The sequence below is a fragment of the Rhodococcus sp. ACPA1 genome, assembly GCF_002300195.1.
In the GTDB taxonomy this organism is placed as follows: domain Bacteria; phylum Actinomycetota; class Actinomycetes; order Mycobacteriales; family Mycobacteriaceae; genus Rhodococcus_F; species Rhodococcus_F opacus.
This window is the reverse complement of sequence record NZ_NSDX01000005.1, coordinates 967685-981697: the sequence shown is the minus strand read 5'-3', so window position 1 is coordinate 981697 and position 14013 is coordinate 967685. Positions and strand designations below refer to the sequence as shown.

The following is a 14013-nucleotide window of genomic DNA, read 5'->3' as shown; positions in this document are numbered from 1 at the left end:
GGAGAGATTCATGCCCCGCTCTGCGGTACCGAACACCGGCTCCATCATCACGACCATCCGCACCAAGTGGCCCTGGATCCTCGCCGGGCTGCTCGTCGTCGTGCTCGTCACGATGCTCACCCCGGACCCCGACGACACCCTCGCCGCCGGAACCGGACCGGTCGCACCCTCGGAAGTCACTGACGCACAACAGATACAGACGGCTTTCGCCCAGCTGTCCACCCTCGAGGTGAAGGGCCGGGCACCCAAGACGGGATACGACCGGGAACTGTTCGGCGCCAGCTGGACCGACAACGTGTCGGTCGACCTCGGACGCAACGGCTGCGACACCCGCAACGACATCCTGCGGCGCGACCTCGTCGACATCACCTCACGGGACCGCACCCGCAACTGCGTGGTGCAGTCGGGCACGTTGCGGGATCTCTACACGGGCACCATCATTGCGTTCACCCGGGGCACGAAGACGTCGGACGCCGTGCAGATCGATCACGTGGTGGCACTGTCGGACGCGTGGCAGAAGGGGGCTCAGCTCCTCGACGCGCAGACGCGGGCGGACCTCGCGAACGATCCCCGCAACCTGCAGGCGGTGGACGGGCCGACCAATCAGCGCAAGAGCGATGCCGACGCGTCGACGTGGCTGCCCCCGCTGGCGGCGTACCGCTGCACCTACGTGGCGCGTCAGGTGGAAGTGAAAGTGGCGTACCGCCTCTGGGTGACGCCACCCGAGCGCGATGCGATGGCCGCCGTGCTCACCGGCTGCGGCGCCCGGTGATCACGCTCCGGGTGGGGTGAGCCGGTTCTCCGAGCCCGTGTCGACCGTCGGGGCCGTCGCGCCGGAATCCCAGTCGACGGAGTTGTTGGATCCGGTCAGTTCGAGGGAGTCGAGGGACACGGCGCGCACGAAGTTGTCGTTGCCACTCACCGTCATGGCACCGGAATCGTCCACGTTCACGGAGTTCCCGCTTCCGCTGATCGAGATCCGCTCCGCCTGTTTGCCGAGCACGGTCACGGCGTTGCCCTGCAGTTCGATCGACTCGACGACGTCGATGGTGGAACTGTTGCTGCGCCCCGAGATGGTGAGCGTTCCGGTCTGCCCGCCGACGACGTTGGTGTCCTGACCGCGCACGATGACCGCGTTCGACGTGGCGACGTTCGCCGAGACGCCGTTGGCCTCGATGGTGACGGTGCCGCACTCGCCGTCGAGGACGACCCCGGCACCGTCCTTGTTGACGATCACGTCGCGGCCCGCGCAGTCACCGCCCGAGTTCAGTTCCACCGCTGAGCCGGACACCGTCGAGGTGCTGCCGCCGCCGGTGCTCCCGCCGCCGCAGCCCGCGAGGAACACGGCGCCGGACATCAGGACAGCGACGGCGACCGACTGCCGGGTGACGCTCATCGACCCCTGCTTTCCTGTCCCCTACGGGGCCGGGTCAGTCCTTCGCGAGTACCGGCATCGTCACGACCTGGGCCGCGTAGGACAAACCGGCACCGAAAGCGAGCAGCAGGGCGGTGTCGCCGGGCTTGGTGGCGCCGGACTGCAGCATCTCCTCCATGGCGAGCGGCACCGATGCCGCCGACGTGTTGCCGCTCTCGGCGATGTCGTCGGACACGGGCACGTTCTCGGGGAGTTTCATGCTGCGCGCGATCACCTCCGTGATCCGCGAGTTGGCCTGGTGCGGAACGAACGCGTCGAGATCGTCGACCGACATGCCGGCCTTCTCGACCGCCCGCAGTGCCACCTTGCCCATCTCGAAGGCGGCCCAGCGGAACACCGCGGTACCGGCCATCTTGATGTACGGGCGCGTGGCACCCGGCGTCGTGATGTACTCGTACCAATCGAGATCCTGCACGATGGCGTCGGCCTGGGCGCCGTCCGAACCCCACTCCACCGGTCCGATGCCCGCGACGTCGCTCTTGCCCACGACCACGGCGCCGGCACCGTCACCGAAGATGAACCGCGTCGAGCGGTCGGTGGGGTCGGTGGTGATGCTCATCTTCTCGACACCCACGACGAGGGCGTAGTCGACGGATCCTCCGCGAACCAGATCCGACGCCACCGTCAGCGCGGTGCAGAAGCCCGCACAACCACCGCCGAGATCGAACGCTCCGGGCCCGTTGGTGCCCAGCGCGTCGGCCACCACCGCCGCGGCGGGCGGCGTCAGCAGGAGGTACGTCGACGTGGCGACGATGACGCAGCCGATCTGCTCGGGATCGATCCCGCTCGCTTCGATCGCCTTGCGCCCGGCGGCGATGGACATCGTGACGACGTTCTCGTCCTCCGCCGCGAACCGCCGGTTGCGGATCCCCGAGCGCGACTGGATCCACTCGTCGTTCGAGTCGATCAGTTCACAGATCTCGTCGTTGGTGACGACCCGTTCGGGCCGGTACACGCCGAGCCCGAGAAGGGCGGACTGCCGACCTCCAGCCACGGTGGCAATCTGCTTTCCCATCGATCGATCTCCTCATCAGGTCCCGCGTGGTTACGCGCAGTGTGGACTTGTCGCCAGCACACGTTACGTCGGCGACCGCCCAGCGGGTAGCACCGGTTCCTGTTACTCGTCGGTAATATCGGTTCGGTGGTGGTGCCGATGAAACGAACAGGGCGGTCAAACCGACACTGTCGTAAGAACAGACTTGTTAGACTTCTGGCGATTTCCAGCAGTTGATCACCGGTAGGGGGAGTGGTCTCTTCGGGCCACGCAGTGCCGCCTGCTGCTAGAGATGGAGTGTCCTTCGTGAAGCGAACCAGAGCTCTTGCAGCAGCGTCACTCGTCGGCGCGGCCGTGACGTTGATCGCATTCGCCGGCCCGGCCGCCGCGAATCCCAACGCCATCAATCCGATCCCCGGACTCAACGGCACCAACGGGATTCCACACCTCACCGGCCGTACCCAGGCGGTCGCACAGCAGACCGGCATGCTCAGTCCGAACCGAACCCAGGACGCCAACGTCCTCGGCACCGACCTCGGGATCATGTGGGACAACGGCCAGGGCCAGGTCCTCACGGCGTTCGGCGACTCCGCCGGGCTCGGACTGCCCAACCTGCTGTCGGGCAGCCTGTGGGCCTGGCGCAGCAGCACGCTGTTCCGCAGCTCGGACGGCATCCTCTCCGACGGGATGAACTTCGACAGCTCACCGCGCGACATCTTCGGCCAGTCCAAGGAGCTCGTCCCGAGCCCGAAGATCCCGTTCGTCGAGATCAGCCGAATCCCCACCGCCGGCGTCGCCGTCGGCAACACCCAGGTTCTGAGCATGATGTCGGTGAAGAACTGGGGACCGGCGGGAACGTGGGACACCAACTACTCCGGTCTCGTCTACTCACAGGACAACGGCGAGAACTGGACCGTCGCCCCCGAGACCCAGCGCCCGAACGTCGGCGGCAACGCCAACTTCCAGATGAGCGCGTTCGTCAAGGCCGACGGCTTCGTCTACCAATACGGCACGCCTGCCGGTCGCGGCGGACTCGTCCACATCGCGCGGGTCCCGGAACCCCAGATCATGGACCTCGGCGCGTACGAGTACTTCGACGGCGCCAAGTGGATCAAGGGCAACCCCGACGTCGCCAAGCCGATCATGCCGGGCGGAGTCGGCGAATTGTCCGTCGCGTACAACGAGTACCTCGGCCAATACCTCATGCTGACCACCGACCAGTACAACTCCGTCGTCATGCGCCGCTCACCGTCGGTCACCGGACCGTGGGGCCCACCGGAGGTACTCGTCGACACCCGGGAGCTGCCCACCGCGTACGGCGCCTACATCCACCCGTGGTCGTCCGGGCGCGACCTCTACTTCCTCACGACGGTGCACAACAACTACAACGTGCTCCTCATGCGGACCACACTCACTCCGTAGCCCGCGTACTAGCGTCGGGGCATGGATGCAGCTGCCTGGGACGAACGGTATTCACAGAGTGAACTGGTGTGGGGCGCGCCACCCAACGCCGTCGTGGTCGAGCGGGTCACTTCGCTCACCCGCGGCCGCGCACTCGACCTCGCGTGCGGGGAGGGCCGCAACGCGCACTGGCTCGCCACCCGCGGCTGGGAGGTGACGGGGCTCGACTACTCGGCCGTGGCCCTCGACAAGGCTCGCCGGGTGGCCGCCGAAGCACCCCGCTCCGTCCGGGAACGGCTCGACTATCGCGTCGCCGACGTCACCGATTCGGACCTCGGCGGCGGGTACGACCTCGTGCTCATGATCTACCTCCATCTCGCCCCCGAGGAGCGTCTACAGGTTGTGAACCGCGCCATATCTGCGCTGAAACCTGATGGAATCCTCATGATTTTGGGGCATGACGCCGTTAACTTGTCGCAGGGAGTCGGGGGTCCCCAGGACCCCGAAATCCTGTACACACCAGACGATTTGGTGAACTCGTTCGACGGGCGGCTGGTCGTCGACGTTGCCGAACGGCGCTTCCGCGAGACGGACGCCGGAACGGCGATCGACGCGCTCGTCGTCGCGCACCGCCCGAGTCTTGGCAGTCAGGTAAATGGGGCGTAATATCGCTGATGTTACCGACGAGTAATAACTTGGGCGGTACTAACGGATAGACCGCACCATCTCACTGGGAGAGACAGAAGACATGGGCCATTACAAGAGCAACGTCCGCGACCTGGAGTTCAACCTCTTCGAGGTACTCGGTCTCGAGCAGCCGCTGAGTGAAGGCGTGTGGGGCGATCTCGACGCCGACACCGTCCGCAACATGCTCAGCGAAGTTGCCCGCCTCGCCGAGGGACCGCTGGGCGAGTCCTTCGCCGACGCCGACCGCAACCCTCCGGTCTTCGACCCCGAGAACCACACCGTCACCCTGCCGGAATCCTTCAAGAAGTCGTTCCGCGCGCTGTGGGACGCCGAGTGGTACCGCATGGGACTCTCCGAGGAGATCGGCGGCGTTCCCGTCCCCCGGTCCGTCGTGTGGGCCATCGGTGAGCTGATCCTCGGCGCCCAGCCGGCCGCACATATGTACCAGGCCGGACCCGCGTTCGCGGACGTGCTGTTCCACAACGGCACCGAAGAGCAGAAGAAGTGGGCCGCCACCTGCGTCGAGCGCGGTTGGGGTGCCACCATGGTCCTCACCGAACCCGACGCCGGCTCCGATGTCGGCGCAGGCCGCACCAAGGCCATCAAGCAGGACGACGGCTCCTGGCACATCGAGGGCGTCAAGCGGTTCATCACGTCCGCCGACTCCGACGACCTGTTCGAGAACATCTTCCACCTGGTCCTGGCCCGCCCCGAGGGCGCAGGCCCCGGCACCAAGGGACTGTCGCTGTTCTTCGTCCCGAAGACGCACTTCAACTTCGAGACCAACGAATTGGGCGAGCGCAACGGCGTATTCGTCACCAACGTCGAGCACAAGATGGGCCTGAAGGTCTCCGCCACGTGTGAGGTCACCTTCGGCGGCCACGGCATTCCCGCCCAGGGCTGGCTCGTCGGCGAGGTCCACAACGGCATCGCGCAGATGTTCGACGTCATCGAGCACGCCCGGATGATGGTCGGCACCAAGGCCATCGCCACCCTCTCCACCGGCTACCTCAACGCCCTCGACTACGCGAAGGAACGCGTCCAGGGCGCAGACCTCACCCAGATGACGGACAAGGCCGCGCCGCGCGTCACCATCACGCACCACCCCGACGTCCGTCGCGCCCTCGCCATGCAGAAGGCGTACGCGGAGGGCCTGCGCGCCGTGTACCTGTACACCGCGGCGCATCAGGACGAGGCCACCGCCAAGCTGGTGTCCGGTGCCGACAAGGACCTCGCGTTCCGCGTCAACGACCTGCTGCTCCCCATCGTCAAGGGCGTCGGCTCCGAGCGGGCCTACCAGTACCTGACGGACAGCCTGCAGACCTTCGGTGGCTCCGGCTTCCTGCAGGACTACCCGATCGAGCAGTACATCCGCGACGCCAAGATCGACTCGCTGTACGAGGGCACCACCGCCATCCAGGCGCAGGACTTCTTCTTCCGCAAGATCGCCCGCGACCGTGGTGTGGCACTCGCCCACGTCGCAGGCGAGGTCAAGAAGTTCATCGACAGCGAGGCAGGCAACGGTCGCCTCAAGGCCGAGCGCGCCCTGCTCGCCACCGCCCTCGAGGACGTCCAGACCATGGCCGCCACCCTCACCGGGTACCTCATGGGTGCACAGGAGCAGCCGTCCGAGCTGTACAAGGTCGGCCTCGGTTCGGTCCGCTTCCTGATGTCCGTCGGCGACCTGCTCATCGGCTGGCAGCTCCTGCGCCAGTCCGAGATCGCGATCAAGGCCCTCGACGAGGGTGCCTCCGACAAGGACAAGGCGTTCTACGAGGGCAAGGTCGCCATCGCGTCCTTCTTCGCGAAGAACGTCCTGCCGGAACTGACCGCCACCCGCAGCATCGTCGCCAACATCGACAACGACATCATGGAGCTCGACGAAGCAGCGTTCTGATCGGCTTCACACGGCCCGGCGGCCGGGGTACTTCCCCGGCCGCCGGGCCTTTTCGTGTCCCGACCGGCCGAGCTCCGGCACTCTTTCTCCGTCGACGCACACCTTTTCGGGCCCGGCAAGCAGTGCGCGAGCCGAAAAGGAGTGCGGGAGTTGTCCACAAGCTTCAGTTCATCCACAGCAGGGTCCTTCGGACCGGATTCTTCCGGTGGCCCCGGCGAGAATCGTTCCCATGGAACATGACCCGGGGGCGATGCTGCGACGCCAGGAGGCGTTGAGCCGCGGCTACAGCGACGACGAGATCCGACGCCTGTACACACGCGGCGAGTGGCAAGGCATCGGGCGCGGCGCGTACCTCTCCGCGTCGATGTACACGGCCCTGAGCGAGGAGGAACGCCATCGCTTCCTGATCGACTCGACAGTTCACGCCGGACGACGCGGTGCTCAGTCACCAATCCGCGGCCGTCGTGTACGGACTGCCGCTGTGGAAGACACCCCTCGACCGCGTGCACCTCACCAGAAATCGACGCGGAGGTGGCCGGATCACGCGGCGGACCACGGTGCACTGCGCCCCGATCGGAGAGCACATGGCAGTAGTGGACGGCCATGCGCTGACTCTCCCGGCGCGGACGGTGATCGACCTCGTTAGAACGCTGCCGTTCGAGCAGGCCGTCGTGGTGGGTGACGCGGCCGTCCGCAGATTCGGGGTCGGCCGTGAGGACCTGGAGGCCGAACTCGCCCGCGCTGCGCGTCGTCACGGCGTCGATGCGGCGCGGAAGGTCGTCCGGTTCCTGAGCGGGCACAGCGAAAGTGTCGGTGAATCGCGAAGCCGGGTGATGTTGTCGCGTGCCGGGCTGCCCGCCCCGTCCCAGCAAGGCGAGGTGTTCGAACCCGGCGGGCGCCGGATCGGGCGGGTCGACTTCCACTTCGACGGCATCGTGCTCGGGGAGTTCGACGGACGCGTCAAGTACGGCCGGCTGCTGAAACCCGGGCAATCCCCCGGCGACGCGGTCTTCGCCGAGAAGCAACGCGAGGACGCGCTGCGCGACCTCGGCTTCCAGGTGGTGCGGTGGACGTGGGACGGCCTGGAGGCACCTGGGCAGGTGGCGGAGCGTGTCCGCCGCGCGATCGCGCGTGCCGCGACGCCACGAGGCTGGGTCACGCAGGCCCCGCTCCCGTCCGCCCAGCGGCTTACGGTGCGGTCGCTGTAGCCGCACCCTTTCTCGGTTCGCACTCTCCTTTCGGGCTCGAAAAGCGATGCGCGAACCGAGAAGTAGTGCGTCTACTCGCCGTCGTTCGGCTTCGGCTTCGGGGTGGTGGTTTTCGGGCTTTCCGCCGGGGCGGACGGCGCCGGCGAGGCGGCGGGAGTGCGCTCGTCGGGTTTGGGTGCGGCGGCGGGTGCCTCGCACTTGACGATCGGGACGGGGTCGTACCGGACGGTCCTGGTGTCCCGGGAGATTTCCTGGCCGGTGGCGTGGTCGGAGATCACCCGGGTGTCGCTGGCCGTGAATCCCGGTGCGCCGCTGGAGGCGATGCAGTGATCGCCGGCGGGCAGGGTGACCGTGTCGGGCTCCGTCGGCTTGGTCCGGTTGCCGGTGATCGACTCGACGTCGACCGACTTGGTTCCCCAGAACCGGATGGTCAGATCCGAGGCGCCGCCGATGGCCTGGATCATCACACCCGTCTTGCCGGTGTTCCGGAACTGCAGGTCGATGGCGCCTTCGAAGACGGTGGCCTCGCGCGCCTCGGGGTATCGCGAGATGTAGTACGAGTGCTCGGTGTGCGCGACGTCCTCCATGCCGGCGAAATATGCGGCGTTGTAGAGCGTCGTCGCCACCTGGCTCACACCGCCCCCGACGGCGGTGTCCGGGCGACCGTTGTTGATGATGCCCGACTCCACATAGCCCTGAGCCGTGCCGCGCGGGCCGGTGTACCCGTTCAGGGAGAACGTGTCGCCCGGCTTGATCAGCGCCCCGTTGATCTCGCTGGCCGCGAGCCGGATGTTGGTACCCGACGCCGCAGAGAAGCCGCCGGTCGTGAACTCGCCGATCACTTCCTTCACGCCGAGCGCCTGCGCGGCCTCCGTGGTGAGTGCGGGCGGGACGGGCCCGTACACCGCGGCGATGGTGTGAGAACCGTTGCCGCGCAACAATTCGGGCAGCGTCTCCAGCGTCTTGGGCCACTGCACCAGGTCGCCGACGACCGCGGGGACGACGGTGGGTGATCCGCCGTCGAGGGTGATCGTCGCGTCCTTCGGTGCGATCTCCGTCGAGACCAGCTGCGGCGCCAGGATGCCGGTGGCAGCCTCGATGTTGTAGGTGGGCTTCAGCCCGCCGTTGCCGTCCGGCTCGAAGCCGACGATGGCACCGATCTGCTGACGCGCCGCGGTCGCGACCTTGCCGTCGCGTCCGGTCACCACCAGATCGGCGGAGGCAGCGGGCGCCGCCACTTCGTCGAGCGCCCTCTGGACGCCTTCCTTCGTCACCGTCACGGGCACGACGTCGACGGGCAGGTCCACCGTCCGGCCGAACGCCCATTGCTCGGTCAACGCCGCCTCGGCGCCTTCCCCGTTCAGGTTCTGCCCGGTCGACGGGTCCACCGGCACCGGGGTCGGACCCTCGAACACGACGGTCCCCTCGCGGGAGGCGCGATCGGTCTCACTGCGGAGGCCGTCGACGGCGGAGGCCAGCGCGGCCTCGTCGCGGGTCGACACCACACCGATCTCGTCGGTGGTGAAGAACGACGTGAGCCTCGTGACCGGGTTGAGCGGCTGCGAATCGGCCCGGTCGAGGGTGGCCTCCCAGTCGACACCGAGCCCGGCGGCGGACGGAACGAGTTGCGTCGACACGTCGCCGGCCGTCACCGTCAGCGGCTGGTCGGCGCGCGGGCCGACCTGCGCCTGCAGAGTGGCCTCGGCCTCCTCGCGGGACGAACCGCCCACGTCGACGCCTGCCACCGTCACCCCGCGCGGGACGTTCCCGGAGGACACCGCGAGGTCCGCGGCGTACGCGATGCCGATCAGGGCGATCACACCACCGGTGACTGCTGCGATCTTCACCCAGGGAGCACGGGCCGGGGTGGTCGGTTCTGCGGAGGGCTCGGCGGGCGCGGAAGGTTCCGGTGCCGGCTGCGGCGGGATCTGCGCCGCGGCGGCCGGCGCCACCACGGTCGGCTCGTCGGCCGGTGTGGTGTACGCCGGCGTGGGCCCGGGAACGGGACCCGGCGGAATCGCGGGGATTACCTGTGTGACGTCCTCGTTCGCCGGCGGCTCCACCCACAACGGCGCGTCGGGAGCCGGCTCCTCGGAGCGTTCCCCCAGGTCACCGAGGTTCAGCTGCGTCGTCGGGGCGTCGTCGGCACTCGGCTGTTCCGCCGAATCCTCGGGAGCCGGAGCGTCGTCGGGAGCCGGAGCGGTTTCCGGTTCCGGGACCTCGTCCGGTTCCGGAGCGGGCGGGTCGGCCACATTCTCGGGTTCGACACTCTCGGGCGTCGCGGAAGGGTCCGGCGTCGACCGTTCGGGTGCCTTGCTCCCCTTGTCGCCGTCTTCGTCGTTCACCGTGGCCCTCTCACCGAGTTGTCCTTCGTGCGGGCCTCAGCTTGCCGTCGGTGCTCGTTGCATTTCAAGCGCGATCCGATCCGAGCGAGGCCCGGTCGAGACCCCCACGTCAGCGTACCGGCCGCCGGAAATGCAAGAGCCCCGCGCTGCTGCCAGGTCGGGGGTCAGGCAGCAACACGGGGCTGACAGGGATATCGCCAGCTAATCTCCAGCGTTACACCTGTCGGAAAAGATTTCGGGGATCCGGCCACCCCTCGTTGCCGGATCCCCGCTCGCACTGCGCGCACGCTGGCCTTTCCGGTCTCCCAGCTACCGGAAAGGCCAGTCGGATCACGCCTCTATGATTGCCGTCACACCCTGGCCGCCGGCGGCGCAAATCGAGATCAGGCCGCGGCCCGAGCCCTTCTCCGCCAGCATCTTGGCGAGCGAGGCGACGATGCGGCCGCCGGTCGCGGCGAACGGGTGCCCCGCCGCCAGCGAGGACCCGTTGACGTTCAGCTTGCTGCGGTCGATGGACCCCAGTGCGCCGTCGAGGCCCAGGCGTTCCTTGCAGTACTCGTCCGATTCGAACGCCTGCAGCGTCGCCAGCACGACGGACGCGAACGCCTCGTGGATCTCGTAGTAGTCGAAATCCTGCAGGGTGAGGCCGTTGCGGGCCAGCAGGCGCGGGATGGCGTACGTCGGCGCCATCAGGAGCCCGTCCTTGCCGTGGATGTAGTCGACGGCCGCGGTCTCGGAGTCGACGAGATGCGCGAGCACCGGAAGCTTGCGCTCGGCGGCCCATTCGTCCGTGGACAGCAGGACTGCGGACGCGCCGTCGGTGAGCGGGGTGGAGTTACCCGCCGTCATCGTGGCGTCGCCCGCCTTCACCCCGAAGACCGGCTTCAGCTTGGCCAGCTTCTCGGCGCTGGAGTCGGGCCGCAGGTTGTCGTCGCGGGTGAGCCCGAGGAACGGCGTCACCAGGTCGTCGAAGAATCCGCGGTCGTAGGCGGCGGCCATGTTCCGGTGGCTGGCGGCGGCGAGTTCGTCCTGGTCCTCGCGGCGGACGCCGAATTCCTTCGCCGTGATCGCGGCGTGCTCGCCCATGGACAGCCCGGTGCGGGGCTCGCCGTTGCGGGGGATCTCGATGCCGAGCATGGACGGGCGGACGTTGCCGAGGAGCTTGATGCGGTCGCCGGTGCTCTTCGCGCGATTCAGGGACAGCAGGAACTCGCGGAGTTCGTCGTTGACGCCGATCGGCGCGTCCGACGTGGTGTCGACGCCGCCACCGACACCCGCATCGATGCGTCCGGCCGCGATCGCGTCACCGACGGCGACGATCGACTGCAGTCCGGTGCCGCAGGCCTGCTGCAAGTCGAAGGCCGGCGTGTACGGGCTGAGAGCGCTGCCGAGGACGCATTCGCGCATCAGGTTGAAGTCGCGGCTGTGCTTGAGCACGGCGCCGCCTGCGACGAGGCCCAGCTTCTCGCCCTGGAGGTTGAAGCGGCTCACCAGTCCGTCGAGGGTGGCGGTGAACATGTCCTGGTTGGACGCCTGCGCGTACTTCCGGTCGGAGCGGGCGAACGGAATGCGGTTTCCGCCGACGATCGCGACGGGACGCTGCTGCTTTCCGCCTGGCTTCGGCGCCGCTGCGGAGTTCGAATTGGTGCGAGCTTTGCTGGTCACTGACGTCTCCAAGGATCTGGTGCGATTACCTGTTGGCTACTATTCTTACTCAGGAGTAAGTTACTTGTCGACACCGCACTTCACTCGGTGCTCGGTGACTGACCGCCAAACGACGACAGAAGGTAGGACCGTGGCAGCCAGCAAGGGAGCTCCCGACCTCTATTCCCAGTTCCTCTCATCCGCACCCGGCGCGTTCATCGCCGCGAAAGCAGGACTGCCGCGACCCGAGAACCTGCGCCGATACAAGCACGGCGAACCGCCGCTCGCCGGTCCGGTCCTGATCGGCGGCAAGGGCCGCCTCGTCGAACCGCTGCGCGAACTGCTGTCCGACTACCCCGCCTCGGGAACGGGCGACGACACGTACGGCGCTCTGGTGTTCGACGCCACAGGCATCGGTTCGGTCACCGAACTCGAGCAGCTGTTCGAGTTCTTCCAGCCGGTCGTCCGCAACCTCGCGCCGTCCGCGCGCGTCGTCGTCATCGGCACCACCCCCGAGGAGACGTCCGGCGTCGACGAGCACATCGCCCAGCGCGCGCTCGAAGGCTTCACCCGCAGCGTCGGCAAGGAGGTCAAGCGCGGCGCCACGGCTCAGCTCGTCTACGTCTCACCGAAGGCGTCCGCAGGACTGTCGGGTCTCGAATCCACGCTGCGCTTCCTGCTGTCGGCCAAGTCCGCCTTCGTCAGCGGCCAGGTCATCCGGGTCGGCGCCGAGGATTCCGTCGCACCCGCCGACTGGGACAAGCCGCTCGACGGGAAGGTCGCCATCGTCACCGGTGCGGCCCGCGGCATCGGCGCGACCATCGCCGAGGTCCTCTCCCGCGACGGCGCCCACGTCATCTGCGCCGACATCCCGGCCGCCGGTGAGGCACTGTCGGAGACAGCCAACAAGGTCGGCGGCACCTCCCTCGCGCTGGACGTGACCGCGGACGACGCGGCCGACAAGCTCGCCGAGTTCGTCCTCGAACGGCACGGCGGCGCGGACATCATCGTCCACAACGCCGGCATCACCCGCGACAAGACCCTCGCCAACATGGACGAGGGCCGCTGGAACATGGTGATCGGCGTCAACCTTCTTGCGCCGCAGCGCATCACCGATGCCCTCGTCGCCAAGGGCGCACTGAAGGAAGGCGGCCGCGTCATCGACGTCTCCTCCATCGCCGGTATCGCGGGCAACCGGGGCCAGACCAACTACGGCACCTCCAAGGCCGGTGTCATCGGACTCGTGCAGGCCTCGGCGCCGGTACTCGCGACGAAGAAGATCACGATCAACGCCGTCGCACCGGGCTTCATCGAGACGGCGATGACCGCGGCGATCCCGTTCGCCACCCGCGAGGCCGGACGTCGCATGAGCTCCCTGCTGCAGGGCGGCGAGACCGTCGACGTCGCCGAGACCGTCGCCTACTTCGCGAGCCCCGCGTCCAACGCCGTCACCGGACAGATCGTCCGTGTCTGCGGCCAGAGCCTGCTGGGCGCCTGATGTCCGGCAAGGTCGTGCAACTCACGGAGAAGCCGGGCACGCTCGACATCTACACCCGGGCCGTGCGCAGCGCGCTGCCGGTCATCGGCGCGAGCGGGCACAGCGCCCCGGACACGACGCTGGTCCTGAACGGGGTGCGCGTGGACCTCGACAACCTGGCGGCGTACGACCGGGTGACCGGGCTGCGTTTCGGCGACCACCTGCCGCTCACGTACCCGTTCACGCTGGTGTTCCCGGTCGTGATGAAGCTGATGGTGTCCGAAGGCTTCCCCTTCCCCGCCATCGGTTCCGTGCACGCGGAGAACGTCATCGAACAGTTCCGTCCCATCTCGGTGATCGAACCCCTGGACGTGTCGGTGCACGCGGAGAATCTGCGAGAGCACCGCAAGGGACTCCTGATCGACGTGATCAGCGAGATCCGGGTCGGACGCGAACTGGTGTGGAAGCAGACGTCGACGTTCCTGCGTCAGCAGAAGACGTCGCTGTCCGGTCAGCCCGGTCCCGAGCCGAAGGCCGAGGAGGAGCCGCCGCGTCCGCTGCGGACGCTGCGGGTCGATCAGAAGACGATCGGCAAGTATGCCGCGGTGTCCGGCGACCGGAACCCGATTCACGTGTCGACGTTGGGCGCCAAGGCTTTCGGATTCCCGAAGAGCATCGCGCACGGCATGTGGAGTGCTGCCGCCGTCCTCGGGTCGGTGGAGGGCCGGATCCCGGACGCCGTCACGTACGGCGTGCGCTTCGGCAAGCCGATCCTGCTGCCGTCGACGCTGAACGTGTACGCCGATCAGACCGGCGACGGCTGGGATCTGTCGATCAAGCACCCGAAGAAGGGGTACCCGCACCTCACCGCGACGCTGCGGTAGCTGCTGCCCGGGCGAATGTACCTTTCGACGCCGCCAAGGCG

The 14013-nt window shown here is 67.8% G+C and carries 11 protein-coding genes; 7 read left to right on the top strand and 4 right to left on the bottom strand.

What is annotated here, in order from left to right:
- The first annotated feature begins 10 nt into the window (after positions 1-10).
- Positions 11-772 carry an HNH endonuclease family protein gene (locus tag CJ177_RS28715; protein WP_095869175.1) on the top strand — a complete coding sequence of 254 codons (762 nt, stop codon included), beginning with the start codon at positions 11-13 and terminating at the stop codon, positions 770-772.
- Here the strand turns inward: CJ177_RS28715 and CJ177_RS28710 are convergent, their stop codons facing one another.
- Complete coding sequence (locus tag CJ177_RS28710; protein ID WP_095869174.1) at positions 773-1396, bottom strand: DUF3060 domain-containing protein; 624 nt, start codon at positions 1394-1396, stop codon at positions 773-775.
- A 34-nt stretch (positions 1397-1430) separates the two neighbouring features.
- Positions 1431-2450 (bottom strand): beta-ketoacyl-ACP synthase III, encoded by a 1020-nt coding sequence (locus tag CJ177_RS28705; RefSeq protein WP_005243692.1) that lies wholly within the window; start codon positions 2448-2450, stop codon positions 1431-1433.
- A 285-nt stretch (positions 2451-2735) separates the two neighbouring features.
- On the opposite strand from CJ177_RS28705, the gene CJ177_RS28700 reads away from it, so the two are divergent.
- The 4 genes from CJ177_RS28700 to CJ177_RS28685 all read left to right on the top strand — a co-directional run bounded on the left by CJ177_RS28700 (position 2736) and on the right by CJ177_RS28685 (position 7622).
- Complete coding sequence (locus CJ177_RS28700) at positions 2736-3851, top strand: DUF4185 domain-containing protein (protein WP_025431974.1); 1116 nt, start codon at positions 2736-2738, stop codon at positions 3849-3851.
- A 21-nt stretch (positions 3852-3872) separates the two neighbouring features.
- Positions 3873-4496 carry a bifunctional 2-polyprenyl-6-hydroxyphenol methylase/3-demethylubiquinol 3-O-methyltransferase UbiG gene (locus CJ177_RS28695; RefSeq protein WP_005243696.1) on the top strand — a complete coding sequence of 208 codons (624 nt, stop codon included), beginning with the start codon at positions 3873-3875 and terminating at the stop codon, positions 4494-4496.
- A gap of 82 nt (positions 4497-4578) precedes the next feature.
- On the top strand, positions 4579-6414 hold the full coding sequence (locus CJ177_RS28690) for an acyl-CoA dehydrogenase (protein WP_005243698.1): 1836 nt from the start codon (positions 4579-4581) through the stop codon (positions 6412-6414).
- Between the two features lie 437 nt (positions 6415-6851).
- Positions 6852-7622 (top strand): hypothetical protein, encoded by a 771-nt coding sequence (locus tag CJ177_RS28685; protein ID WP_257014714.1) that lies wholly within the window; start codon positions 6852-6854, stop codon positions 7620-7622.
- Positions 7623-7693: 71 nt separating this feature from the next.
- Here CJ177_RS28685 and CJ177_RS28680 read toward each other — a convergent pair whose 3' ends face one another.
- Positions 7694-9967 carry a VanW family protein gene (locus CJ177_RS28680; protein ID WP_095869173.1) on the bottom strand — a complete coding sequence of 758 codons (2274 nt, stop codon included), beginning with the start codon at positions 9965-9967 and terminating at the stop codon, positions 7694-7696.
- 330 nt (positions 9968-10297) lie between these two features.
- Positions 10298-11632 (bottom strand): acetyl-CoA C-acetyltransferase, encoded by a 1335-nt coding sequence (locus tag CJ177_RS28675; RefSeq protein ID WP_061042457.1) that lies wholly within the window; start codon positions 11630-11632, stop codon positions 10298-10300.
- A gap of 130 nt (positions 11633-11762) precedes the next feature.
- Here CJ177_RS28675 and CJ177_RS28670 point away from each other — a divergent pair, with 130 nt between their 5' ends.
- The gene (locus CJ177_RS28670; RefSeq protein ID WP_095869172.1) at positions 11763-13109 is read left to right on the top strand and encodes a 3-oxoacyl-ACP reductase; all 1347 of its coding nucleotides are present in this window, start codon (positions 11763-11765) and stop codon (positions 13107-13109) included.
- A complete protein-coding gene (locus CJ177_RS28665) occupies positions 13109-13972 on the top strand; it encodes a MaoC/PaaZ C-terminal domain-containing protein (protein ID WP_095869171.1) in 864 nt (287 codons plus the stop codon). The genes CJ177_RS28670 and CJ177_RS28665 overlap by 1 nt, the downstream gene beginning before the upstream one ends.
- Positions 13973-14013 lie beyond the last annotated feature (41 nt).